Raw genomic sequence first — 23,323 nt, forward strand, 5'->3', positions numbered from 1 at the left:
GTCCGAAATGATGACGGTTCGTCTCACCACTCGATGTGGCGCTCTCATAACTGAGCTTTCGGCTTTGTGTGAAGATGCCGCATCACAATTGTGATTTGAAACATCAGTAAGCATGCGCTAAATTTCTAACATCAGAGCTTATGAAGCATAAGTGATGGTTCCGCCATGATCACAGCCGCTCAGATGCGGGCCGCCAGAGCCCTTCTTGGTATAGATCAGCGCCAGCTCGCCGAATTGGCGGGTATATCCGTTCCGACAATCCAACGCATGGAGGCAAGCGCCGATGTCGTGCGTGGCAACGTCGATTCCCTGATGCGACTGCTAGCGGCTTTAAGCGAGGCCGGTATAGAGGTGATCAGCGAGGGCGCCGTCAGCCAGGACGGAGGGCGAGGCGTCAGGCTGAAGCCCAAGCGGTCGGAGAGTGGGGTGCCTGGTATGTCCGGGCGAGGAACGGGACCTCGCTCATGATCGCCCTATCCGCGCTCCTGTTATGCTCGGTGTTCCTGCTTGCAACCGCAACCTTTGCCGTCTTCATCGCTCGTTCGAAACAAGCAACGACGCTCATCTATGGTTTGAGCTTCGGTCTGTCGGCAATCGCCTTTGCCATTGCGGTCGACGCACTCGCCACGGCGGCTTCGCCCGACGCCGCATCCACGCTCGTGCTTCCCATCGGCCTGCCGTGGATTGGCAGTCATTTCCGTCTGGACCCGCTATCTTCCTTCTTTCTGACGGTCATCAATTTCGGTGGCATGCTTTCGAGCCTGTATGCCCTCGGCTACGGCCGTCATGAACATGCGCCGCACCGAGTGCTACCGTTCTTTCCGGCCTTTGTCGCCGGCATGAACCTCGTGACCCTCGCGGACGACGCCTTCACTTTCCTGATGTCCTGGGAGTTTATGTCGCTCGCCTCCTGGGCGCTTGTGATCGCCCATCATCGCGATACCGACAACCGAAAAGCGGGCTATCTCTACATCGTGATGGCCAGCTTCGGCACGCTTACCCTTTTGCTCGCCTTCGGCCTGCTTGCGGGACCGGATGGCAACTACAGCTTTGCCTCCATGCGTGCCGCCGAACACACGTCACTGACCTCAGGTCTGGTTCTCGTCTTGCTGCTGGTCGGCGCCGGATCAAAGGCTGGACTGGCGCCCCTGCATGTCTGGCTGCCGCGAGCGCATCCGGCCGCCCCGAGCCATGTTTCTGCGCTCATGAGCGGCGTCATGACCAAAGTCGCGGTTTACGGCTTCATCCGCGTGATCTTCGATCTGCTCGGCACGCCGGCCTGGTGGTTCGGCGTCGCCGTTCTGGCCATCGGCGGCATCACTGCAGTTCTCGGCATCCTTCACGCATTGATGGAAGGCGATCTCAAGCGCCTGCTCGCCTACAGCACCATTGAAAATATTGGCGTCATCTTCATCAGCCTCGGTCTGGCGCTTGCATTCAAGGCGAACGGCATGGGGCTGCCGGCAGCCTTGGCGCTGACGGCCGCGCTGTTCCATGTCCTCAATCACTCATTCTTCAAGAGCCTGCTTTTCTTTGGCGCCGGTGCTGTGCTGACGGCAACGGGAGAACGGGACATGGAAAAACTCGGTGGGCTCATCCATCGCATGCCGGCAACGGCCGTGGTGTTTCTCGCAGGCTGCATCGCAATCTCGGCTCTTCCTCCCTTCAATGGTTTCGTTTCCGAGTGGCTGACATTCCAGGCCGTCCTGCAGAGCCCTGCCCTGCCCCAGTGGGGATTGAAGCTTCTTGTACCGGCTGTGGGCGGTCTGCTCGCCCTTACCGCAGCCCTTGCAGCGGCCTGTTTCGTCAAGGTCTTTGGCGTGACATTTCTCGGTCGACCCCGTACCGGGTTGGCGGAACGGGCAACGGAGGTCGATGCTTTCTCGCTTTCGGCCATGTCGGTGCTGGCTTTCCTCTGCCTCGCGGCCGGTGTCCTGCCCGGGATCGTCATTGACGCACTCGCTCCGCTGACGCTCTCGCTGATCGGCCAGCGGATGTCGGTACAGACAGACATTCCATGGCTGTCGATCGTGCCGATCGCCGAAGCCCACAGTTCCTATAACGGCTTGCTCGTTTTCCTCTTCATCCTGTTTTCAGCGTCGTTCACGGCCTATCTGGTTCACCGCTTTGGCTCGCGACGCATCCGCCGGGCGCCGGCCTGGGATTGCGGCTTTCCGATAAACAACCCGGCAACGCAATATACCGCCAGCAGTTTCGCTCAGCCTATCCGGCGCGTCTTCGGCACGCTGATCTTTCGCGCACGCGATCGGGTCACCATACCACCACCCGGTGATATCAGGCCGGCGCGGTTCACGCTGGAAATGCATGATCATATCTGGGAAGGCGTCTATCTGCCGATCGTCGGCGCCATCGGCTTTGCCGCCGAAAAACTCAATTATCTGCAGTTCCTGACGATCCGGCGATACCTGAGCCTGGTCTTCCTCACGCTTGTCCTTCTGCTTCTGGTACTGGCGCTATGGTCATGATATCCGCCCTTTTCATCCAAGCCCTTCAGATGGCGCTTGTGGTGCTGCTGGCACCACTGCTGACAGGCCTCGTGCGCATGTTCAAGGCGCGGATGCTGCGCCGTCGGGGTCCATCCTTGGTCCAACCCTATCGCGATCTTATCCGGCTTCTACGCAAGGAGGCGGTGATTGCGGAAAACGCATCCTGGCTGTTCAGAACAGCACCTTACCTGATCTTTGCCGCCACATGGGTAGCTGCCGCCCTCATCCCGACCTTCGCCACTGGCCTCGTCTTCAGCTGGACCGCGGATCTGATTGCCATCATCGCGCTGCTTGGCAGCGCGCGCTTCTTCCTGTCGCTCGCCGGCATGGATGTGGGCACAAGCTTCGGCGGCATCGGCTCGAGCCGCGAGATGATGATTGCGACGCTCGCCGAGCCGTCGATGCTGCTCATCATCTTCACGCTTGCCCTGGTCGCCGGCTCAACCCAGCTTTCCACCATCGCTGCCTTCATGACTTCGCCGCAGGTGGGGCTGCGCGTCTCGCTGGCGATAGCTCTCTTTGCACTTATCATGGTTGCAATCGCTGAAAACGCCCGCATCCCGGTCGACAACCCCGCGACCCATCTGGAATTGACTATGGTGCACGAAGCCATGGTGCTCGAATATTCCGGGCGGCACCTTGCCATGATCGAGCTCGCGGCATCGCTCAAGCTGCTGCTCTACATTTCGTTGATCGCCTGCCTTTTCATTCCCTGGAAGCTTGTGGCCTTCGGGGCCGGGCCGCTTGCCTATCTGACGGGATTGCTCGCCTATCTCGTCAAGCTTGCGGCGGGCGGCGCCCTGCTTGCACTCTTCGAAACCGCGACTGCCAAGATGCGCGTCTTCCGTGTGCCGGAATTCCTCGGTGCAGCGCTGATGCTCGGTCTGCTTGCTGCATTGCTGCGTTTCGTGTCGAGGGGGCTCTGATGACCGGTTCCGTCTTCGATATCGCTCACATGCTTGCCGGCGGTCTGGTCCTCGTCAGCATGATGATGCTCTATCAGGACCGTCTCTATGCGCTGCTGAACGTCTTTGCGCTGCATTCGCTGGTGCTGACGTTGTCGGTTGCCTGGCAAGCCTTCATCCAAGACGCGCCGCATCTCTTCGTGACGGCGGCGATCGCTCTTATTTTCAAGGCGATCATCATTCCTGTCGTGCTGCATCGCATGATCCGCCAGCTTGGCATCCATCGCGAGATCGAGACCGTTGTCGGCATCGGTCCCACCATGCTCGCCGGCCTGGGATTGGTGGCTCTGGCCACGGTGGTCATGCTGCGCGTGACACCGTCGGCTGATCCGATCGCTCGGGAAGATCTTGCCTTCGCCCTGTCGGTCCTGCTGCTGGGATTGCTGATCATGGTCACGCGCCGCAATGCCGTCAGCCAGGTCGTCGGCTTCATGTCGCTGGAAAACGGGTTGGTATTGGCGGCGACGGGCGCCAAGGGCATGCCGCTGGTGGTGGAGATCAGCGTCGCCTTCTCGATCCTGATCGCCTTCATCGTCATCGGCGTCTTCCTGTTCCGCATCCGCGAGCGTTTCGACACGGTAGACGTGCGGGCGCTCGACGACTTCAAGGGGAGACGGCGGAAATGAACGCTTTCTTCTCCTCCGTCCTCGGCTTCGACGCGGTCACCGCCGTCCTGGTCGTTCCGATCGCGGCCGCGGCCCTTCTGGCGCTCCTGCCCGGTTACCGCATGACGGCACGGCTGAACATAGTCGCGAGCCTTTTGACGCTGCTTGCGGCGTTTTTGCTCTTTTTCAGCGCTCGGCTGCCGCCGGGCCGATATCTGCTCGTGGACGATCTTAATATCATTTTTATCGTCCTAAATGCTTTCGTCGGTTTCACCACCAGCGTCTTCAGTGCCGGTTACATCGCCCACGAACTCGAGATCGGCCGCCTGACGCCCGCCAACTTGCGATTCTACCATGCGATGTACCAGATCATGATGTTTGGTATGAATCTCGCATTCGTCTCGAACAATATCGGCCTGATGTGGGTGGCGGTGGAACTTGCGACGCTGACCACCGTGCTGATGGTCGGCATCTATCGCACTCATGAGGCATTGGAAGCCGCCTGGAAATATTTCATCCTTGGAAGCGTCGGTATCGCCTTTGCGCTGTTCGGCACCATCCTCGTATACCTCGCCGCGCAGACCGTTGTCGGCACCGGCTACGACGCCATGGTCTGGACGACACTGGTAGAGCACGCCACCGGCTTCGATCCGGCTCTTCTCAACCTCGCTTTCATCTTCCTGCTGCTCGGCTACGGCACCAAGGTCGGACTGGCGCCGCTCCATGCCTGGCTGCCTGACGCTCATGCCGAGGGGCCGACACCGATCTCGGCGGTACTTTCAGGCCTGCTGCTCAATGTTGCGCTCTATGCCGTGCTGCGTTTCAAGATATTGCTTGCCGCCACTCCGGAGGCGATCAGCCCCGGGCCGCTTATGATGACGATGGGGCTCATCTCGCTGATCTTCGCCGCCTTCATGCTCTACCGCCGGCGCGATATCAAACGTCTGTTCGCCTACTCCTCCATAGAACATATGGGCATCATCGTCTTTGCCTTCGGGCTCGGCGGCTCGCTCGCCAATTTTGCCGGCCTGCTGCATATGGTCATGCATTCGCTGACCAAATCGGCGATCTTCTTCGCCGTCGGTCATATCGCCCAGATCAAGGGGACGCAGAGGCTTTCCGCCATTCGCGGCCTCACCGAGACCCATCCGGGACTCGGCTGGGGCTTGCTGGCCGGCGTAATCGCCATTGCCGGCCTGCCGCCGGCCGGCATCTTCATGAGTGAGTTCCTCATCGTCAGTTCGACCTTCGCAAAGCAGCCGTTGCTCGCCATCCCGCTGGTATTTGGGCTGCTGGTCGCGTTCGGAGCTCTATTGCTGCGATTGACGGGGGCCATCTTTGGTCAACCACGCGGCAGCCTTGCCCCGGCCGAGGCGTCTTACTTGCCGATGTTCCTGCATCTGGCGCTCGTGCTCGGCGCCGGAATCTACCTGCCACCCCCGATGGTTGCTTGGTTTCAGCATATCGCCAATCTTCTTCGATGATGCGAGGCCGGACTATGTCGATGTTGGATGATCTCATAGGAAATAGCCGCCTCGTTTCGCATCACGGGCCCTGGCCGCGTGCCGTCGTCGATTCTTCCACCTGGGTCTCGGCTGCGTCGAGATTGTCGGAAGGACAATTGACGATGCTCGGCCTCTGGGGCGAACGAAACGCCGTGCACCTGGCGCTGCTCGACGAACAAGCTGGTACGACCGCGGTCCTCAGCCTGGAGGAACTGCGGAGCGGTTATCCCTCCGTCGCGCGATACCATCCGCCAGCACTACGCCTGGAACGAACGATACGCGACCTCACGGGATTGGAGCCGGAGGGCCTCCCGGATAACAGGCCCTGGATCGACCATGGCCGTTGGGATATTCGGTTCCCGCTGGGAAAGCGCGATGCGCCTGTCGCAGAACTCCCCTACGCCTTTTTGCCTGCCGACGGAGAGAACCTGCACCAGATTCCAGTCGGGCCGGTGCATGCCGGCATTATTGAGCCCGGGCATTTTCGCTTCACAGCCAATGGCGAGACGGTCGTTCGCCTCGAGGAGCGGCTCGGCTATGTCCACAAGGGGATCGAAGCCTTGATGATGGGGGCCGATCTGGCACATGGAATGCGGCTTGCCGGGCGGACATCGGGCGACAGCTGCGTTGCCTATGCCTATGCCTTTTCGCGGGCCGCGGAAGCGGCCCTTGGGGTCGAGGTGCCGCCGCGCGCCATTTGGCTACGCGCGCTGATGGCCGAACTGGAGCGGCTCGCCAATCATCTCGGGGACATAGGCGCCATCTGCAACGACGCGGCCTTTGCACTGATGCTCGCCCATTGCGGCGTGCTTCGAGAGCAGGTGCTGCGTGCCGCTGACGCTGCTTTCGGGCATCGGCTGATGCGCGACCGTATCGTGCCTGGCGGCGTTGCCGTCGATCTCGACGACAACGGAAAGACTGGTTTGCGGGCTCTGCATGCCGAGCTTTGCCGGAAATTCCCCGCTCTCGTGGACCTCTACGACGATACGGCCTCGCTTCAAGACCGAACGGTCGGCACTGGCACGCTGGGTAATGGGCTTGCAGGTCAATATGGTGCAGGCGGTTATATCGGGCGAGCAGCCGGGCGTGGTTTCGATGCCCGGCATGACCTTGCCTATCCGCCCTATGACGAACTGACGTTCGACGTGCCGCTGCTCAGCGACGGCGACGTAAACGCCCGGATCTGGATTCGCATTCGCGAAGTCGAGCAGAGCCTGTCGCTCATCGAACAAATTCTCGACCGCCTGCCGGGGGGGCTAATTCTTTCGGACGTTTCGCCCGTCGACGAATTTCGGGAAGGTATGGCTCTTGTCGAAGGATTCCGCGGTGACGTCCTGGCGTGGCTACGGCTGACGCCCGCGGGCGAAATCGAACGCTGCCATCTGCGCGATCCATCCTGGTTTCAGTGGCCACTGCTGGAGGCTGTCATCAAAGACAATATCGTCGCCGACTTTCCGCTCTGCAACAAATCATTCAACTGCTCGTATTCGGGGCACGATCTGTAAGGGCAATAAGCTATGCGCAAGCTCCTGTTCGAAAGCCTGATCCGACCGCCTTTGACGGAACCTGCGCCCATCAGTGCCGATGCGGCAGCCGAGGAGCTCGCGGCTGCAGTGGACAGCAAAGCGCGCCGCAGGCTCGGCCGCAGTCTGGCGATCCGCGCTGTCGATGCCGGATCCTGCAATGGGTGCGAACTTGAAATGCACGCTCTGAACAACGCCTTTTACGATATCGAACGATTTGGCATGCGTTTCGTGGCCTCGCCTCGTCACGCCGACGTGCTCATGGTCACCGGCCCCGTGACGAAGAACATGGCGGAAGCCCTCGAACGGACATATAATGCCATGCCAGATCCCAAATGGGTCGTTGCGCTGGGCGACTGCGCGCGCGACGGCGCCTGCTTTGCCGGGAGCTACGCCGTGGTCGGCGGGGTTTCGCAAGTCGTGCCCGTCGACTTGCATATTTCCGGCTGCCCGCCGTCCCCGACAGATATCCTCAAAGGTTTGCTGGCACTGCTTGATCATGTAAGCGAAGGGACCGGCTAGTTCGACGGCAAGGTTCAATGACTGGACGACTACAGACCGTTATTCCTGCAATCGTCGCCGCTGTGACGGCGGCATATCGCTTCGTCGCAACAGCCGATCGCGGGGAGCTGTCGCGAAGACGTCGGCGCCTCATGGGCTTGAGCGCCATTCACACAGATCCTGCCATCTGCGCAGCGATCGACGTTGTCGAAAAGGTCTTTATCCGAGACTTCAAATGGTCTTTTCGGCGGTTGTCATATCCTCAAGAGAGCGGCATTGATGCCCGCGCCGAGGTTCTCGACGATGGCTGGTCAACCGGTCGCTTTCTACCGATGCAGATCAGGCTAATATCGCCAGAGAAGGACGACAGCGGCAACTACCTTCACCGGGTCGAAAGGCACTGCCTGGATTACTGGGCATCCCATTCCCTTTCGGTTTGTGTGTTCCTTTTCGACCCCGATCGCGGTGACGTTCTCTGGCAGTGGGTCGAGATGGAATCGCATAACAACGTCGGACGGGAGCAGTTGCTAGCCATTCCGGCATCCAACGTCTTGGATGCATCGGCCAGATTGGCTTTCGAGGAAGCCATCTCATCGGATCCGCAAAGGCTGTTGCGCTCGGCATTCGCGGTCGATCGTGCGTTGATGGAAAGGATCGGCGAACACACGGCAATATTCATTTGGGACGAATGGGGAGATTCTTCTCCTGTCTTCTGCAATTTGCGCATTATTCTGGACAACGGCGAGCCGGAGATACGGGTTGATTATCGAATTCGGGCGCATGATCTCCACGAGTTGATGATCCAGCTCTTCCCTTGGGCGTGCTATTCTTACGTCGAGCCGATCAAGGAATATTCCGGTGAAGTGGCGGTCCATATGCTGGAGGTCGAGGTTCGACCGGGAGCCTTGGCCTATCTGGAAGCAGAAGAGTTTCTGGAGGCGGGCTACCCCGAAGAATCAGATCCCGCATCGCCAGAGACGGAAGACTACATCACCGCGGAAGAGGAGGCTGCCTTTTGGCGAAGCCGGAAGACTCCAGCCTCCGGTGATCCGGAATCCTGAGGCGGTTCAAAACCGCCGAGGCTCTGATCGCCGCTGGGTGAAGGTTCCGTGGCAGGTCAGGACGCGTTCGACACCAAGACTATTACGACGCGATCAAGCATGGTGTCATGCCAATGGTCGAACACCGCTCTCTGGGGCCTCAATAATTGAGCAAAGAATTCCCATCTGCGGCTTTGAAAGCGAGAGGGGGCAGTGCAAGGGTTTGGATCAGTCAGAGGATTGCAGCGTTTCACCTCAATCTGCTCGGCACTGCGAAACCTCTTCGCCATCCCACATCACAAATGCTCCGCTCTCGCCACTGACATTCGTCGCATCCGCGCAATGGCGCATTGAAAATGCTGTGACCCAAGCCGTTGCATGATCTCGGACTGCCGCGGCGCAAGTCACCAATCGCGCGCGAACGGGACATCACCGCGCAGATTTTTGTCACATCTTGCCGATGCTCTTCATGGCTTTTTCCATGTGCATCTTGCAATCGTCCATCTTTTTGGCCTTCATCGACTCCTTGGCCATCATCATTTCCTTGGACGCCATTGCCTTCTTTTCCTTCATCATCGGACCGGTCATCGCATCCACGTCGCTCTGCGCCTTCATCATGGAAGCGTCATCGCATTTCATCATCATCGTGTTCGCCGCATAGGCCGGCAATGTGAAAGCTGACATCAGCAAGGCGGTCGCAATCGTAAATCTGAGCATATTCTCCTCCTCTTAATGGGCACAATTGCCCGCAGTCAGGCGTTCTCCGGACGGTTAAATTCCCGCATACCATTCGTAGCCGCGATCCTCCCAGAAACCGCCCTTGCCACCCCAAAGGCTGGCGAAGCTGTCCTTGATTTCGATGCGCATCAAGTATTTTGCGTGCTTGTAGCCAAGATGGCGTTCGACTCTCAGTCTGAGCGGCGCGCCGTGAGCCACGTCGAGGTCCTTACCGTTGAGCTGATAGGCAAGGATCGTCTGCGGATGAAAGGCGTCGATCAGATCGACGCTCTCATAATAGGTGCCGCTGCCGTCGATCGTCTGTTCGAGCTGGTCGGCACAGTAAAAGACCGCATAGCGAGCTCCCGGCCTCATGCCGGCGCTCTGCAGGATAAGCCCGAGCGGCACACCCGTCCATTTCCCGATGGCGCTCCAACCTTCCACGCAGTCATGCCGGGTAATTTGCGTTCGCGATGGCAGCCTCTTCAGATCCGCCAACGAGAGCTCGACCGGATGCTCCACCAAACCGTCGATCTTCAGCCGCCATTCCGCAAAACCCGTCTCCATCATCCGGGCATAGTCTTCGCCATCCGGCTGACTGGTTCCGTTCGATCTGAAGATGGGTGAGATGTCCGCTTCTGAAAACTCGCGAGCCAGCCTGTCCCTCGGGACCAAAAGTCGCTGGCTTTTCATTGTCAGCGTCTCTGCCATCTCCAGCACGGCTTGAACTTTGGCGTTTTGAGCGACATCGTCGCAACCGGTGAGGCTGATTGCGCCAAGTCCGGCAGCCGATCCGATCAAAAGACGGCGTCGCGTGATAGAGAACGTCATTTCCCGCTCCCTTCGTTTTGGATCCTGTAACGGCCGGTAATCATCGAGCGCATGTTGTTCCAAAGACCAGAGAGGATGACCATTGCGACATGCACCAGAACGAAGAAAACGATCGACAAGGCACAGATGAAGTGGATGGAGCGCGCCGACTGCCGGCCGCCGAAGAAGTCGAGCAGGAAGGGAAAGCCGGCATCCATGCCGGGCGACATGGTCAGTCCCGTCGCAAGCATCAGCGGCAGCAGAACGAAGATCACGATCAGATAAGCGAGCTTCTGGAGAGCGTTGTAGTGGCGTGCCTTTTCTCCTTTCGGGAAGCGCAGCCGTGCGTGGTCGGCGATCTCCTGTTTGAGATGAGAGGGTGAGAGCTCGTCGGCTCTCGGCGCGAGATCACGCCGGAAATGACCGCCCAGGAGGCCGTATAGCGCATAGATCGATCCGTTGATCACGAAGAGCCAGGCAAAAAACAGATGCCAGCGACGGCCGGTTGCAAGGTCCTGATAGCTGGGGATAGTCGCCCAGGAAGGAAAGCCGCGCTCGATCACATCGTCGCCGACCCGCGAAACGCCGAGAACGCCCGTTGTCACAACGGACAGGCTTCCGACGCGAAGGACGCCACGCGTGTTGTCTCCGTCCTGGACAGCGCCGATCGAAAGCCAGGATGGATCGGCATCGGCACCGTACTGCCCCCAATAAAGGGACGGATGCGCATTGAATATCTGCAGACCGCTCATCAGAAGCAGGCTTAGACAGAGTACATTGAGCCAATGCGTGATGCGCGTCACCAAGGAATGGCGGCGAATGAAGATCGTCGTCGGACCTGTCGGCGGAGATGTATCCAGATGGTCCACGGTCGCCATGGTCGCTCCTCCCGAACTGGCTACGGTACGGTCCTATCGGGTAGTACGGATGATAAAATACTCTTGTTACAAGCGTCGCGAAATAATGTTCTACGGGCGATCCAGGCCACATCGCCTGAAAGCTTGAGAAATCTCTCCAGGGATGGCTGTCCCGGCGGTCACAAGAATGTGAGCGTGTAACAAATGACCATTTCACTGCGAAGTGAGGATGATGCCATCAGGGGTAAAAGCGATGAAGCAGCTCATGAAACTAATAGTTACCGGAACGGTCGTGTGTGTCATCGCGAGTGTTTCTTACGGTGCATCGAGCGCCAGCCGCTCCCTCACGGTTGTCGAACTCTTCACAAGCCAGGGATGTTCGTCATGTCCACCGGCGAACGCCAACCTCATAAAACTCAGCAAGCGCGATGACGTCCTTACGTTGAGCTTCGCAGTGACATACTGGGACTATCTCGGCTGGAAAGATAGTTTTGGAAAACGGGAATTTACGGATAGGCAGATTGCATACGAGGCACCGTTGCATCAGCCAGGGCCTTTCACCCCACAGATGGTTGTCAACGGGGCGAAAACCGTGGTCGGGAACAACCTTGCCGAACTGACGCAACTTCTGGCAACCACTTCGCGTTTGACGGGGCCTTCCGTCGCGCTTGGCCAGAGCAGCGCGCAAATTGGGCGCGGCGATGTCCGGAGATCGGTGGCCGACGTCTGGTTGGTCCGATATGATCCAAACGTCGTCAACGTGCCGATCGCTCGAGGCGAAAACGCCGGCAGTACTTTGCCTCACACCCACGTCGTACGTGCATTGACGCGTCTCGGGCAATGGGATGGAAACCCTGCCACATTCGATTTCTCGAAGGCCCCAAACGGCCTTCGCACGGCAATTCTGCTTCAGGAGCAGCAAGGTGGCCCTATACTCGCGGCAGCGACTGACTGAGGGGTGACTGCGCGAATGGGGCACTGAGCTTCAGCATTCCGCGGAAGGTTCGGGCTGAAAGTGCCGGAAGACATTGCCATCGTAGGCTTTGACAACGACGAGCCAGAGCATTTTCAAGAATACCGCCGCGCACTTTTCCAGGAAATGCTCCAGCCTTGGCGGCATAGGGCTTCATTATGGAACGACATGATTTGCGCAGGCACAGCGTCCGAACTGCGCTTCTCTGTAGATTCCCATATTCGCAGCATTGTGAGCGGAGCCGGTTCTGTAACGCCATGGGAGCCGACGCCGGAAGGCTGACGCGGTTGCGAGGGATCGCTTTTTAGGGGGAGCCGGCCTCTCCCCCTTCGCAACAGAGCGTCCAGATTAAGCGCTGCAGGTAAATTAGGCGGGCGGCGATCCTGCCATCCAGATCAGTTCCCATACATGACCATCGGGGTCTTCGAAGCTGCGGCCGTACATAAAGCCGTGATCCTGCTTTGGATTGGGATCGGCGACCCCGCCGTTAGCCGCGGCCTTTGCAACGATAGTGTCCACGTCATCGCGGTTATCGACAGTCATGGCGATGAGCACGGCGCTGGTCTTACGGGCGTCGGCGATGGGGCGTTGGGTGAAAACCTTGTATTTTTCGTGCGTCAACAACATTGCATAGATCGTCTCGGAAAACACCATGCAGGAAGCCGTCTCATCCGAGAACTGCGGGTTCTTGGTTCCCCCGACCGCTTCATAGAATGCCGTCGATATGGTCAGATCGCGAACCGGCAGATTCATGAAGATCATCTTGGTCATCTGTATAATCCCTTGCTCCATTGACGGGTACTGGTCGGTCCAGTACCGTATGCGACGATTAACATTCGGGTACGGTACTGTCTAGTACTGACTGAGAGATATTTATGAAGACCGATGATGAATCCAGATCGGCCCGCAAGGATCGCGAGATCATCCAAGCGGCTGCGGCGGCCTTTATCAGCAAGGGTTACGATGGCACGAGCATGGAGGAAATCGCCACCAAAGCTGGCGTCTCCAAACAGACCATCTACAAGCATTTCAAAGATAAGGAGACGCTTTTCGGCAAAGTTGTGCAGTCGACCGCAACCCAAACCAACGATGTCGTCGAGTCCGTGACAACGCTGCTCTCCGAGACGAAATATATGGAAGGCGGCCTGCAAAAGCTTGCCCGAGGTTTGATGACGATGCTGCTGGATGATGAGTTACTGAAGTTGCGACGCCTGATCATCGCTAACGCAGATCGCATGCCGCAGCTTGGCCGCAGCTGGTACGAAAATGGCTTCGAACGGATGTTGGCCTCGATGGCGTCCTGCTTTGAAAGGCTCACCAACCGTGGCTTGATGCGAACCAGTGACCCTTATTTGGCGGCGAGCCACTTTTTCGGCATGCTTCTTTGGATCCCGATGAACGAGGCGATGTTCACCGGAAACAGCATCCCCCGCTCGAAGGCGGAACTTGAACGGCATGCAGATGCCTCGGTTGAAAAATTTCTTGCGATTTATGGGAGCCAGCCGAAATAGCCGTTCTACAAACCGCCAATACCAGCCTGCTGCTCCTGAAAGTGCTCGGATGGTCGGTGTGATGGATGCAGCCAGAGGAGGACTTCCGGCTTTAACAGTTGCCCCCATTAACGCAGGCTATACGGCGGCTTCCACGGAAAGCCGGTAACGGCTGGTGAATATCCGATCGGGCCTAAAGGAGAGAGTGGTGGCGACGCCTGCCAATTCCAATGGATTGGACGCTGAGGAGATCGCCGGCCCCAGATCGAAGGCGGAGGCAATCGGCTCGACTCCGAGCGCCACATGCCGCCCGTCCCATGGGTAGGCCTTGCGCCCGCGATTGCTGTACCAGAGCAAGAGGCTCGGGAAGTGCTCTTTCTGCCAGTCAAGCCGCGCGCGAAACCCCTCGTCCCGGTAGTGGAGCGCGACGCTGCCGCTAATGCCGGTCAGTTGCAGCAAGTCCTCGGCCTCTGCAGCAAGCGGCACCTGCGTCGCGTCGACGGTCTCTCCACCGCGTGTCTCAACCTTATCGAGCAACGGCCATTGCCGGGCCGGGGCGAAGAGGGCCGCGCCCGGCTCGACGTCGCCGGGAAAGCTCCACACTCGATCGTATTCACCTGGTTCGATCGTAACCGCACCGGGGCGAAGCGGTAGCCGGAAAGTCGGATGCAGGCCAACGGGAAGACGGCACGCACGCCGCGCCTCGATCTCCAATATGATGTCAACGGCAGCCGCGGTCGGGTCCGGAACGATACGCCGACGAAGCAGACGGATCGGATGGTCCTCCGGATAGCGGCACTCCAAATTGAGCTGGCGGTCGTCGCAAACGCTCCAGTCCCAATGGACATTCGAGCTATGGCCGTGCGGCACGGTCGCTCCTGCGAAACTCTCCCCCGTCGCTGTCCAGCCGGCGGCGAGAGCCCGGTCGGCATCACCGCCGAAAGGTACGCAGGGCCACTCGCCACGCAATTCCTGCAGGATTTCCGGTAGGGCTCCACGCCGGGGATCATGACCCCAGCGGGCGACATGCAAGGGACTGACCTGCCGACCGTCCGGCAACAGGAACAGCACCGGGCCGAGCATTCCACCGAGTGATTGCACCGAAAGGCACCCGTGCGCCCAGGCGAGCGCTTTGCGTGTCGTCGTCGTCCTCACGGGATTACCGCTCCATATCGGTTCTCGGGTAGGCCGGCGACCTCGACCCGCATCGCATACAGGCTTCCCGCGAGGCGCTCGCGGGGCGCTGCAAGCACACTCGCGGTGGTGATGTAAAGCGTCTTCAAATCAGCGCCGCCGAAGGTACATGTGGTGACGTTGGTCACCGGCATCTCGACCAACTCGGCGAGGCTGCCGTCGGGCGCAATGCGGGCAATGCAGCCGCCGCCGAACCGGCAATTCCAGAGGAACCCCGCGCTGTCGATGGCCGAGCCATCGGGTGAACCGCGACCGAAACCAGCAAAGAAACGCCGCTCGCCGAATATGGCTCCTTTCGTTACATCATAGTCGAAGGCGTAGATTTCGTTTGCGAGCGTATCGCCGAAATAGAAGGTGCGGCGATCGGGGCTCCAGCAGAGCGTGTTGGAGATGCCGAGGTCACGCCGCCACTCGGTGACGGCACCATCGGGCGTGATGCGATAGAGAATACCCTCCCCTGGCCCAGCCTCGCCAAGTTCGCCATCGGGCAGCACATTGTTCTTCATCGAGCCCACCCAGAAATTCCCGGCGGGATCGGCCCGGCCATCATTGAGCCGTACACGTGGGGCGCCTTGCAGGGCAAAGCCGTGATCTTCCCGCCGGTCCGTTTCAGGCCACCACCAGATGAGCTTCGAACCGAGGGCGACGAGCAGGCGGTCGGTTTCCTGGGTCAGCGACACGGCAACCACCGGCTCGTCGAACAGCCAGGTTCTGACCGCCCGCGTTGCCTCGTCGTAGCGGTGGACGAGGAAGCGGTTGATATCCGTCCAGTAGAGCGACGCCTCGTCCATCGACCAGACGGCGCCCTCGCCGCAGCGGTCGCCGACAGGTGCAACACAGATAAGCGAGCGCGCCATGAATGCCTCCTATTCCGCCGCCATGCCGGCCGGGTGTGAACGGGATGGACCAAGCGCATGCGCGTTTTGCACGAGGGCGCGCATATAACCGAGCGCAAACGCCTTGCCCGCGTGCCAGGAGGCAGCGCAGGTCATGGCCGGCGTATGGTCCGGTATCAAGACGCCCTGATAATTTTCGTCGCGCAGAATGCGGATGATCTCGGCCATATCGATGTCGCCTTCATCGACGAAGGTCTCGACATAGTGCGGCATCTTTCCACGCACATTGCGGAAATGGATGTAGCCGATGCGGCCGGAGCGGGCGAAGCGGCGAACATGTTCGTAGATGTCGCCGCCCGGCATTTCCTGCAGCGAGCCGAGGCAGAGTTCCAGCCCGTTCGACGGCGAGTCGACGATCGCCATCAGCCGGTCGTATTTCTCCGGGCGGTTAACCAGCCGCGCCGTGCCGCGCAGTTGCTCCGCTGGCGGATCATCAGGGTGAGCACCGAGAACGACGCCTGCCTCCTCAGCGACGGGGACGACTTCCTTCAGGAAATGCGCGAGGCGGTCCCAGAGCTCCGCCGAACTGACAGAGACAGGGGCGGCGTCGGCTGCGCCGGGACGATAGCGCATGTTCCAGACCATGCCGTCCGGTATCGGCGCATCGTGCCGTGGCGCGATACTGTCTTCTACGCCAAAGCCGACGGATTCGGCATTGCCGCGGGCATAGGGTCCTCGCGTCCAACCATAGACGCCGGCAAGCGAGAAATTGTAGCCGATGCAGGGGATGCCAGCGCGCCCGGCATTCCTGATGAGCTGCTTCAGTCCTTCGATCTGCTGCACCCGTTCCGGCCCGTCCAGCAGCACATCGGACCAAAAGCGCGGCGAGAAGTTCTCGATCGCCGCCACCTCCAGGCCGCTCGCGCGCACGTCCTTCACCAGCGCCGAAAGTTCCTCGAAAGACCAGAGCTGATCGCCGGAGCAATCGCCCCAGCCGCCCTGATCGCCGCTGGCGATCTTCGGATCTTTGCCGGCAAAATAATTGGTGAGATGCGCAACGACATGGGTCGCACCCGCCTGCAGCGCAAACTGAAAGTTATCCCGGGTGAGCTGCTCCCGGTAGAGCCCAAGGCCGATCTTCATCTGTCGTTTCCTGTGTGGTTATTTGACGCCGATTCCGGCGGTGAGGCCGCCATCGATGCGGAAGTCCGAGCCGGTGACGAAGGCTGCGCGTTCGGAGGCGAGATAGGCAACCAGCTCGGCCACTTCTTCCGGCTCGCCGATGCGCCCGATCGGGTGCGCAGCGCCGAAGCGGGCAAAGGCCTCCGCCTCGCTGACGCCGTCGCCGCCATAGGTGCGGGTCGCGAGCGAGAGCAGTGGCGTGCGCACGGAGCCGGGGCTGACCGAGTTCACCCGGACTTTCGCCGCCGCATGATCGAGCGCCATGGCGCGGGTTAGCGCATGGATGGCGCCCTTGGAGGCAACGTAGGCCGCAACGTTCTGCTGACAGGCATGGCCTTGCACCGAAGAAATGTTGACGATCGCGCCGCCGCCGCGCTTGATCATTTCCGGAATTCCGAAGCGGCCGGTCAGATAGATCGAACCCACATTGACCGAGAGGCAACGCGCCCAGGTTTCGGCACTGGTATCGAGCACAGTGCCAAAGGGATGAACGGCCGCCGCGTTGACGATGACGTCGAGGCCACCATGGAGCAGCACCGCCTCGCGGACGGCCGCTTCCACCTCGTCCTCCACGGATACATCCGTCAGCCGCGTCGACATCGGCAGGCCGCGTTCCCTGGCGATACGGTCGAAGACCTCGTTGGTGGCAGCATCGTTGCCGCAAGCAAGCACGGCTGCGCCGGAAGAAGCCAGGCGGATCGCCGAGGCGAGGCCGATCCCGGATGTGCCGGTGACCAGCGCGATTTTTCCTTTGAATTCAGTCATGATTGTCTCAGCGCCTGTCTCAGCGCACCCTTTCCAGAACCTGATTGAGGAGCACCGCGCCGAGGATGATCCCGCCGCGCACGACGTATTGCCAATATTCGCTGACATTCATCAGCGTCATGCCGTTGGAGATACAGCCGAGGAACAATACCCCGATCAGCGTGCCCCAGATGCGGCCCTTGCCGCCGAAAAGCGAGGTCCCGCCGATGATGACGGCCGCGATCACGTCGAGCTCCATGCCGGTTGCGGTCGTCCCGGTTCCAGCACCGATCTGCGATGCGATGAGCGTGCCGGAGACTGCGGTGAGCCCGCCCGTCAGACCGAGCGTCAACGCCTTCACCTTCCAGATGTCGATGCCGGAGAGGCGCGCCGCCTCCATGTTGCCGCCGACGGCATAGATCTCGCGGCCGAAGCTCGTATACTTCATGAGGAAGTGCATGCCGGCGAAGGTGAGCCCGAAGATATAGACCGGGAACGGAATTCCGAAGAGATAGCCGCCGCCCAGGAAATCGAAGCCGAGCGGAAAGGACGACAGCGGAAAGCCGCCGGTGATAAGGTTGGCGACGCCGCGCAGCGCCGCAAAAAGCGCAAGGGTCGTGATGAAGGTCGGCACGTTGAACCATTGCCGAAAGCGGCCGGTTAGATAGCCGAGCGTAAAGCCGAGCGACAGAGCCACGGCAAAACCTGCCGTCACCGCGCCCCAGTCGCCGAGCACGTCGCCGAAGCGGTCGGCAAACCAGGCGACGATGCAGCCGGCGAGCGCCGCCCCCGCGCCGACCGAAAGGTCGATCTCGCCGCTGATGATGACGGCCGTCATGCCGAAGGCGATGATGCCGAGCATCGAGACCGTGCGAAGCACGTTCAGCACGTTGCTGATCGAGGCAAATCCGGGTGCGACCAGAATCAGGAAGATCACCAGCGCTGCGAGAATGATCTCCATCGGGTAGGTCTTGAGGAAACGAAGCGGCACGTTCTGTCCGCCACGTTCCGCGGTTTGGTTCACAAGTGTCATTGCCGGGCCCCTTCCATGCACAGGCCGTAGAGTTCGGTGAGGTCGGTTTTCGTGGGATCGATCTCGGCGACGATCGCGCCGTGGTGCATCACCAGGATACGGTCGGCCACCTCGAGTACTTCCTCAAGTTCAGTCGAGACGAAGATACTGGCGAGACCGTCGGCGGCCTTCTGCCAGATGATGTCGAAGATCTGCCGCTTGGCTTGAACGTCGACGCCGCGGCTCGGCTCGTCGAAGAACATCACTGAAGGATGCCGGTTCAGCCATTTGCCGATCACCACCTTCTGCTGATTGCCGCCGGAAAGCGAGGACACCGGCAATTCCGGGTCAGCGCACTTGATATGCAGATCGGCAATCTGACGATGGACATGCGGCTGTTCGCGCCGGCGCGAGATGAGGCCTCTGCTCGAAATCGGACCAAGGCTTGCCATGCAAAGATTATCTGTGGTCGAGAGCGATTGCACGAGCCCCACTTCCTTGCGGTTTTCCGGCGTGTAGCCGAGGCCGGCCTTGCGCATCTCGCGCGGGCTCGCGCCGGTCATGAGGCGGCCCTCGAGCATGACGGAGCCACCATCGACCCGGTCGGCGCCGAAGATCGCCCGCATGAGTTCCGAGCGTCCGGCGCCGAGCAGCCCGGCGATACCGAGGATCTCGCCGGGATAGAGGTCGAAGGATACATCGTGAAAATGCCCGGTCCGGCTGAGACCACGCACCTCAAGCACCGGCTTGGTGCGATCGAGCGTCCGCCGAGGCGGACGTGTCGCGCGGGCCGCATCGCCGAACATCATGCCGACGATCGCCGAGGGCGTCGTCGCCTTCATTTCGACCGCGCCGATATAATGGCCGTCGCGGATCACCGTGCAGGTATCCGCGATCTCGAAAAGCTCGCTCATCCGATGAGTAATGTAGATCATCGTCACGCCGCGGGCGCGAAGCCGCTCGATCAGCGCGAAGAGCTGCTTGACCTCGCGAGACGCAAGCGCCGATGTCGGTTCATCGAGAAGGAGGATCGACGGGTTGAAGGACATCGCCTTGACGATCTCCACGACCTGCTGCTGGCCGACGCTTAACGCCGAGACCGGCCGACGGGAATCGATAGCGAGCCCCATGTCGGCAAGCAGTTCGCCGGCATGCCGATGGAGCCCTTCCCAGTCGACGACGCTGAAACCGGCACGGCGCAGATGCGGCAAACGGCCAAGAAAGATGTTCTCGCCGACCGAAAGCTCCGGGACCAGCGAGAGCTCCTGATGCACGGTCACGATGCCGGCCTCGAAGGCATCATGCGGCGAGTTGAAATGGCGATCCTCGCCGTTGACGCTGATCGTGCCGGATGTCGGCTCCGTTACGCCTGCGAGAAGCTTCACGAGCGTCGACTTGCCCGAGCCGTTCTTACCCATGAGGGCATGCACCTGGCCGGGCGCGAAACTGTGGCTGAACTCGGAAAGTGCGACCGTCGGGCCGTAGCGTTTGGTCACTGCCCGAAAGTCCAGCCGCCCCTGCACCCCGTCCGACACGACTGAATTGGCTTGCGAATAGGTCATGCTAATTTCCTGCTGTGCAAGACGAAGGAGGGGCGGGAGCAATGCCCCCGCCACCTGATTCGCGTCGGGGCCGCTATCACTTCAGCGCCTTGAGACTTTCCTTGTATGCCGCAACGGCCTGTGCATCGGCGCGCGTCAGAGGCAGGACCGGCACTTTGACCTTGGTCTCGATCGTCTTGCCGTCGAGCAGACTCTGCGCGGCCTCGATCGCCTGGCGCCCAACTTCGAGCGGCTGCTGTGCCGTGGTCGCCTGCAGCACATTGTCCGAATTCAGCAACATATTGGCGAGTTGCTCGGAGCCGTCGGTGCCGAAGACGAAGACCTTGCCTTCCAGCCCCGCCTTCTTGACCGCCTGCACCGCGCCGATTGTGCCGCCTTCGTTCGCCGCATAGATCACCCGGATATCGGGATTGGCTGTCAGCATGTCACTGGCGACGGCAAGCGCTTTTTCCGCCAGCCACGCATCCTGTTGGGCGACGATCTCCACCTGATCGTTGACGACGCTCAGAAAACCCTCGACCCGGGCATTCGACTGTTCGGGCAGCAGTGCCTTGAAGGCGAGCGTGCCGATCTTGACCTTCTTGCCGTTGCCGAGCGTCTTCAGGAAGTCGGCCGCCGCTTTGCCGGTACCGATGCCGATATCGCGATCCGAACTCGTCACCGTCGCCTGCGCGACGTCGCCATTGGCCGAGGTGCCGTAGGTCACGACCGTGATGCCGGCGGCGCGCGCCTTCTTGAGCGCCGGCACCGAGGCGTCGGCAGAAAGAGGCGCCACGACGATCGATTTCACGCCGCGGGCGATATAGGTGTCGATGAGCTGCGATTCCTTCTCCAGCTTGCTGTCGCTGTTGCCGGCCAGAAGCTCGTCGCCAGCAGCTTTCGCCGCCTTTTGCATGCCGATCTGAATGCCGCGGAAATACTGGTCCTGCTGAAACACGATGCCGGCAATCGCCTTGCCTGCAGCAAATGCTGCATTCGGCGCGAAGCTGACGGTGGCCAGTAGTGCCGCAAGCGTCAGGATGCCGCGTTTAGTTTTGCTCATGTTGGTTCTCCTCCCAAGTGCCCTGTTGGTGCCGCCGGATCAACGGGCGAGAGTATCCGGCAAACGGTTGCCCGCTCCGCCCGAGGGCGGTTCAGGTCAAATCTCCAATGTGCTTGTCGCGATTACGGATCGACCGGATCGGCGTCGACGAACCGCAAGCCGAATTCCAGGTGTCTGCTCATCAGATAAACATAGGCGATGCGATCACGGGCTCGCAGCGCCCGGATAATCTCTGCGTGCGCCTCAAAGGTTGCCGTATGCACTGGGCGCTCCGCTTTACCGAGGCGCATCACTTCCTCGATCACCGAGCGCAGCATGTGGTAGGCGGCAAGCGTCGTGCGGTTGCCGGAGAGTTCGACGATCGCTGAATGAAACTCGTAATCGCAACGCGCCGCGTCCTCAACACTCTCGGCCTCCAGTATCCGCCTGTTGATCGCGTCCAGCCGGTCGAAGTCGGCACCACTTGCCGTCAGAATGATTTGCTCGCCGACACCCGTCTCGATGATCCGCCGGAAGCCCTGCAGATCACGAAAGGAGTCGGGTGAAATGCCATTGTGGAAGGCGAAGAGCCGGCGGATCGCCTCACCATGACCGCCGCTGATGACTGCGCCGACCTTCGGCCGGGTTTCGACCATGCCATAGGCGCGCAGCACCTGCAGCGCCTCGCGCACCGTGTTGCGGCCAGCTTGAAACTGTTCGCCGAGATCGCGCTCGGTCGGTAGCGCATCGCCGATGCCAAGGCCGCGCTCGGAGATCATGTCGCGAATCTGTTCGATGAGCCGATCCACGGCCGAAGTCTTGCCTGGCTCGACGACCTCCATACTCGACAACGCATCTTCCCGTAGCGAACTGCTCACCGACAATCCTCCCTGTGATGATCTATTTGTTGGTCCAGTTTATTCAAATAGTCAAGCACTCACATCTCAATTTTCGAATTTTTGCCGATTTCCCTCAAAACCTATCTTGAATTATCTGCCTCGTCGCGCCTTAATAGGAGTTGTGGTCCAACAATTAAAACGCCCGAAACCGTGGGCAGGAGTTTTCGCATGAGGCTGATGGAAGAGTGCTTTCGCTGGTATGGGCCGGATGATCCGGTGCCACTCGCCCATATCCGGCAGGCAGGAGCGACAGGGATCGTCTCAGCGCTGCACCAAATCTATGACGGGTCCCCCTGGTCCGATGATCAGATCTTGGCACACAAGGCATTGATCGAAGCGGCCGGCATGCGCTGGAGCGTCGTCGAGAGCATTCCGGTCCACAATTCCATCAAGCTCGCGACCGCCGACAGTGCGCGCTATATCGGCTGGTACAAGGACACGTTGAGAGCGCTGGCGCGCGCCGGTATTGCGACGGTCTGCTACAATTTCATGCCGGTGGTCGATTGGACACGCACCGAACTGATGCAGCCACTGGCGAATGGCGGCTACGCGCTGCGCTTCGATGCCGTTGACTTCGCCGCCTACGACCTGTTCGCATTGAAGCGTCCGCATGTCGAAGACAGCTACTCGGAGGAACAGATTCTCGCGGCACGCGAACGTTTTGGCCGGATGGATCCGGCAAAGATCGACAGGATCGAGCGCAATCTCATTGCCGGCCTGCCAGCAACCGAGCGCCAGTTCAACCGGGCGAGCTTTCTTGCTGCCCTTGCGGAATATGACGGCATGACAGCCGATCATCTGCATGCCAACCTGGCGCGCTTCCTCAAGGAGATCGTGCCTGTCGCAGAGGAGGTGGGCATCAGGCTCTGCATCCATCCCGACGATCCGGCGTTTTCGCTTTACGGACTGCCGCGCATCGTTTCCACGGCGGCAGATGCGCGGCGTATTCTCGCCACGGTCGAGAGCCCGGCCAACGGCCTTACATTCTGCACCGGCTCCTTCGGTACGCGCGCCGACAACGACTTGCCGGCCATGATCCGCGAGTTCGGCCCACGCATCCACTTTGCCCATCTGCGCAATGTCCAGCGCGAAGAGGATGGCTCGTTCTATGAAGCCGACCATCTTGGCGGATCAAGCGACATACCGGCGGTTATCCTCGCGCTGATGCAAGAGCAAAAGCGGCGCCTTGAGGAAGGCCGCACAGACTGGCAGATCCCATTGCGCCCGGACCACGGGCATTTGCTGGCGGACGACATCGGCAAAGAAAAGATCAATCCCGGCTACTCGTTGATCGGGCGGCTGAAGGGCCTCGCCGAAATAAGAGGCGTCATGCAAGGGATCGCAACAGCCATGACGGAAAGGTTTTGAGAGGAAGCAGAT

At 60.2% G+C, this 23,323-nt stretch carries 23 protein-coding genes; 11 read left to right on the forward strand and 12 right to left on the reverse strand.

The features are described 5' to 3' along the window. Positions 1-165: 165 nt before the first annotated feature. The 8 genes from RHSP_RS16495 (at position 166) to RHSP_RS16530 (ending at position 8,667) form a co-directional block, all read left to right on the forward strand. Complete coding sequence (locus RHSP_RS16495; RefSeq protein WP_037152453.1) at positions 166-468, forward strand: helix-turn-helix domain-containing protein; 303 nt, start codon at positions 166-168, stop codon at positions 466-468. Continuing rightward, entirely contained in the window at positions 465-2,486 is a 2,022-nt protein-coding gene (gene hyfB, locus RHSP_RS16500) for a hydrogenase 4 subunit B (RefSeq protein ID WP_004119439.1), read from the forward strand. The genes RHSP_RS16495 and hyfB overlap by 4 nt, the downstream gene beginning before the upstream one ends. Continuing rightward, a complete protein-coding gene (locus tag RHSP_RS16505) occupies positions 2,477-3,433 on the forward strand; it encodes a respiratory chain complex I subunit 1 family protein (RefSeq protein ID WP_004119440.1) in 957 nt (318 codons plus the stop codon). The genes hyfB and RHSP_RS16505 overlap by 10 nt, the downstream gene beginning before the upstream one ends. Further along, a complete protein-coding gene (locus RHSP_RS16510; RefSeq protein WP_004119442.1) occupies positions 3,433-4,098 on the forward strand; it encodes a hypothetical protein in 666 nt (221 codons plus the stop codon). The genes RHSP_RS16505 and RHSP_RS16510 overlap by 1 nt, the downstream gene beginning before the upstream one ends. Then, positions 4,095-5,561, forward strand: a complete 1,467-nt coding sequence (locus RHSP_RS16515; RefSeq protein ID WP_004119444.1) for a hydrogenase 4 subunit F — start codon at positions 4,095-4,097, stop codon at positions 5,559-5,561. Before RHSP_RS16510 ends, RHSP_RS16515 begins: the two co-directional genes overlap by 4 nt. Positions 5,562-5,575: 14 nt before the next feature. Then, entirely contained in the window at positions 5,576-7,087 is a 1,512-nt protein-coding gene (locus tag RHSP_RS16520) for a hydrogenase large subunit (protein WP_037152456.1), read from the forward strand. Positions 7,088-7,099: 12 nt separating this feature from the next. Beyond that, entirely contained in the window at positions 7,100-7,627 is a 528-nt protein-coding gene (locus RHSP_RS16525) for an NADH-quinone oxidoreductase subunit B family protein (protein WP_004119448.1), read from the forward strand. Between the two features lie 131 nt (positions 7,628-7,758). After that, positions 7,759-8,667: a DUF4365 domain-containing protein gene (locus RHSP_RS16530; protein ID WP_420820096.1), complete on the forward strand. Its 909-nt coding sequence runs from the start codon at positions 7,759-7,761 to the stop codon at positions 8,665-8,667. Positions 8,668-9,093: 426 nt separating this feature from the next. On the opposite strand, the gene RHSP_RS16535 is transcribed toward RHSP_RS16530, so the two are convergent. From RHSP_RS16535 to RHSP_RS16545, 3 genes are read right to left on the reverse strand one after another with little or no spacing between them, the layout of a single operon-like run. Then, the gene (locus RHSP_RS16535; protein WP_004119457.1) at positions 9,094-9,363 is read right to left on the reverse strand and encodes a hypothetical protein; all 270 of its coding nucleotides are present in this window, start codon (positions 9,361-9,363) and stop codon (positions 9,094-9,096) included. Positions 9,364-9,417: 54 nt separating this feature from the next. Then, positions 9,418-10,194 carry a molybdopterin-dependent oxidoreductase gene (locus RHSP_RS16540; protein ID WP_004119459.1) on the reverse strand — a complete coding sequence of 259 codons (777 nt, stop codon included), beginning with the start codon at positions 10,192-10,194 and terminating at the stop codon, positions 9,418-9,420. Continuing rightward, on the reverse strand, positions 10,191-11,051 hold the full coding sequence (locus RHSP_RS16545; RefSeq protein WP_004119463.1) for a cytochrome b/b6 domain-containing protein: 861 nt from the start codon (positions 11,049-11,051) through the stop codon (positions 10,191-10,193). The genes RHSP_RS16540 and RHSP_RS16545 overlap by 4 nt, the downstream gene beginning before the upstream one ends. Before the next feature lie 232 nt (positions 11,052-11,283). Here RHSP_RS16545 and RHSP_RS16550 point away from each other — a divergent pair, with 232 nt between their 5' ends. Continuing rightward, complete coding sequence (locus tag RHSP_RS16550; RefSeq protein ID WP_004119478.1) at positions 11,284-11,985, forward strand: DUF1223 domain-containing protein; 702 nt, start codon at positions 11,284-11,286, stop codon at positions 11,983-11,985. Positions 11,986-12,369: 384 nt separating this feature from the next. On the opposite strand, the gene RHSP_RS16555 is transcribed toward RHSP_RS16550, so the two are convergent. Further along, positions 12,370-12,774 carry a VOC family protein gene (locus tag RHSP_RS16555; protein WP_004119482.1) on the reverse strand — a complete coding sequence of 135 codons (405 nt, stop codon included), beginning with the start codon at positions 12,772-12,774 and terminating at the stop codon, positions 12,370-12,372. 104 nt (positions 12,775-12,878) lie between these two features. Between RHSP_RS16555 and RHSP_RS16560 the strand changes: the two genes are divergently transcribed. Continuing rightward, positions 12,879-13,514: a TetR/AcrR family transcriptional regulator gene (locus RHSP_RS16560; protein ID WP_004119486.1), complete on the forward strand. Its 636-nt coding sequence runs from the start codon at positions 12,879-12,881 to the stop codon at positions 13,512-13,514. A gap of 117 nt (positions 13,515-13,631) precedes the next feature. Here the strand turns inward: RHSP_RS16560 and RHSP_RS16565 are convergent, their stop codons facing one another. The 8 genes from RHSP_RS16565 to RHSP_RS16600 all read right to left on the reverse strand — a co-directional run bounded on the left by RHSP_RS16565 (position 13,632) and on the right by RHSP_RS16600 (position 21,922). Continuing rightward, positions 13,632-14,648, reverse strand: coding sequence for a hypothetical protein (locus RHSP_RS16565; RefSeq protein ID WP_004119489.1), 1,017 nt, complete (start codon positions 14,646-14,648; stop codon positions 13,632-13,634). Then, positions 14,645-15,544: an SMP-30/gluconolactonase/LRE family protein gene (locus tag RHSP_RS16570; RefSeq protein WP_004119492.1), complete on the reverse strand. Its 900-nt coding sequence runs from the start codon at positions 15,542-15,544 to the stop codon at positions 14,645-14,647. The genes RHSP_RS16565 and RHSP_RS16570 overlap by 4 nt, the downstream gene beginning before the upstream one ends. 9 nt (positions 15,545-15,553) lie before the next feature. Then, on the reverse strand, positions 15,554-16,666 hold the full coding sequence (locus RHSP_RS16575; protein WP_004119494.1) for a mannonate dehydratase: 1,113 nt from the start codon (positions 16,664-16,666) through the stop codon (positions 15,554-15,556). 18 nt (positions 16,667-16,684) lie between these two features. Next, on the reverse strand, positions 16,685-17,470 hold the full coding sequence (locus RHSP_RS16580) for an SDR family NAD(P)-dependent oxidoreductase (RefSeq protein ID WP_004119496.1): 786 nt from the start codon (positions 17,468-17,470) through the stop codon (positions 16,685-16,687). Between the two features lie 19 nt (positions 17,471-17,489). Next, positions 17,490-18,482, reverse strand: coding sequence for an ABC transporter permease (locus RHSP_RS16585; protein ID WP_004119498.1), 993 nt, complete (start codon positions 18,480-18,482; stop codon positions 17,490-17,492). Then, positions 18,479-20,023: a sugar ABC transporter ATP-binding protein gene (locus RHSP_RS16590; protein WP_004119500.1), complete on the reverse strand. Its 1,545-nt coding sequence runs from the start codon at positions 20,021-20,023 to the stop codon at positions 18,479-18,481. The genes RHSP_RS16585 and RHSP_RS16590 overlap by 4 nt, the downstream gene beginning before the upstream one ends. Positions 20,024-20,099: 76 nt before the next feature. Next, complete coding sequence (locus RHSP_RS16595) at positions 20,100-21,065, reverse strand: substrate-binding domain-containing protein (protein ID WP_004119501.1); 966 nt, start codon at positions 21,063-21,065, stop codon at positions 20,100-20,102. 122 nt (positions 21,066-21,187) lie between these two features. Continuing rightward, entirely contained in the window at positions 21,188-21,922 is a 735-nt protein-coding gene (locus tag RHSP_RS16600; protein ID WP_004119502.1) for a FadR/GntR family transcriptional regulator, read from the reverse strand. A gap of 198 nt (positions 21,923-22,120) precedes the next feature. Here RHSP_RS16600 and uxuA point away from each other — a divergent pair, with 198 nt between their 5' ends. After that, on the forward strand, positions 22,121-23,311 hold the full coding sequence (gene uxuA / locus RHSP_RS16605) for a mannonate dehydratase (protein WP_037152525.1): 1,191 nt from the start codon (positions 22,121-22,123) through the stop codon (positions 23,309-23,311). Positions 23,312-23,323 lie beyond the last annotated feature (12 nt).

Source organism: Rhizobium freirei PRF 81 (assembly GCF_000359745.1).
Taxonomy (GTDB): domain Bacteria; phylum Pseudomonadota; class Alphaproteobacteria; order Rhizobiales; family Rhizobiaceae; genus Rhizobium; species Rhizobium freirei.

Bases quoted from the DNA above. Each gene is read 5' to 3' on its own strand.
- RHSP_RS16545 (WP_004119463.1), bottom strand. From the start codon at position 11,051: ATGGCGACCGTGGACCATCTGGATACATCTCCGCCGACAGGTCCGACG.
- RHSP_RS16575 (WP_004119494.1), bottom strand. From the start codon at position 16,666: ATGAAGATCGGCCTTGGGCTCTACCGGGAGCAGCTCACCCGGGATAAC.
- RHSP_RS16555 (WP_004119482.1), bottom strand. From the start codon at position 12,774: ATGACCAAGATGATCTTCATGAATCTGCCGGTTCGCGATCTGACCATA.
- RHSP_RS16495 (WP_037152453.1), top strand. From the start codon at position 166: ATGATCACAGCCGCTCAGATGCGGGCCGCCAGAGCCCTTCTTGGTATA.
- RHSP_RS16585 (WP_004119498.1), bottom strand. From the start codon at position 18,482: ATGACACTTGTGAACCAAACCGCGGAACGTGGCGGACAGAACGTGCCG.
- RHSP_RS16535 (WP_004119457.1), bottom strand. From the start codon at position 9,363: ATGCTCAGATTTACGATTGCGACCGCCTTGCTGATGTCAGCTTTCACA.
- RHSP_RS16570 (WP_004119492.1), bottom strand. From the start codon at position 15,544: ATGGCGCGCTCGCTTATCTGTGTTGCACCTGTCGGCGACCGCTGCGGC.
- RHSP_RS16590 (WP_004119500.1), bottom strand. From the start codon at position 20,023: ATGACCTATTCGCAAGCCAATTCAGTCGTGTCGGACGGGGTGCAGGGG.
- uxuA (WP_037152525.1), top strand. From the start codon at position 22,121: ATGGAAGAGTGCTTTCGCTGGTATGGGCCGGATGATCCGGTGCCACTC.
- RHSP_RS16580 (WP_004119496.1), bottom strand. From the start codon at position 17,470: ATGACTGAATTCAAAGGAAAAATCGCGCTGGTCACCGGCACATCCGGG.
- RHSP_RS16520 (WP_037152456.1), top strand. From the start codon at position 5,576: ATGTCGATGTTGGATGATCTCATAGGAAATAGCCGCCTCGTTTCGCAT.
- RHSP_RS16540 (WP_004119459.1), bottom strand. From the start codon at position 10,194: ATGACGTTCTCTATCACGCGACGCCGTCTTTTGATCGGATCGGCTGCC.
- RHSP_RS16530 (WP_420820096.1), top strand. From the start codon at position 7,759: ATGGGCTTGAGCGCCATTCACACAGATCCTGCCATCTGCGCAGCGATC.
- RHSP_RS16505 (WP_004119440.1), top strand. From the start codon at position 2,477: ATGGTCATGATATCCGCCCTTTTCATCCAAGCCCTTCAGATGGCGCTT.
- RHSP_RS16510 (WP_004119442.1), top strand. From the start codon at position 3,433: ATGACCGGTTCCGTCTTCGATATCGCTCACATGCTTGCCGGCGGTCTG.
- RHSP_RS16560 (WP_004119486.1), top strand. From the start codon at position 12,879: ATGAAGACCGATGATGAATCCAGATCGGCCCGCAAGGATCGCGAGATC.
- RHSP_RS16595 (WP_004119501.1), bottom strand. From the start codon at position 21,065: ATGAGCAAAACTAAACGCGGCATCCTGACGCTTGCGGCACTACTGGCC.
- RHSP_RS16515 (WP_004119444.1), top strand. From the start codon at position 4,095: ATGAACGCTTTCTTCTCCTCCGTCCTCGGCTTCGACGCGGTCACCGCC.
- RHSP_RS16525 (WP_004119448.1), top strand. From the start codon at position 7,100: ATGCGCAAGCTCCTGTTCGAAAGCCTGATCCGACCGCCTTTGACGGAA.
- hyfB (WP_004119439.1), top strand. From the start codon at position 465: ATGATCGCCCTATCCGCGCTCCTGTTATGCTCGGTGTTCCTGCTTGCA.
- RHSP_RS16550 (WP_004119478.1), top strand. From the start codon at position 11,284: ATGAAGCAGCTCATGAAACTAATAGTTACCGGAACGGTCGTGTGTGTC.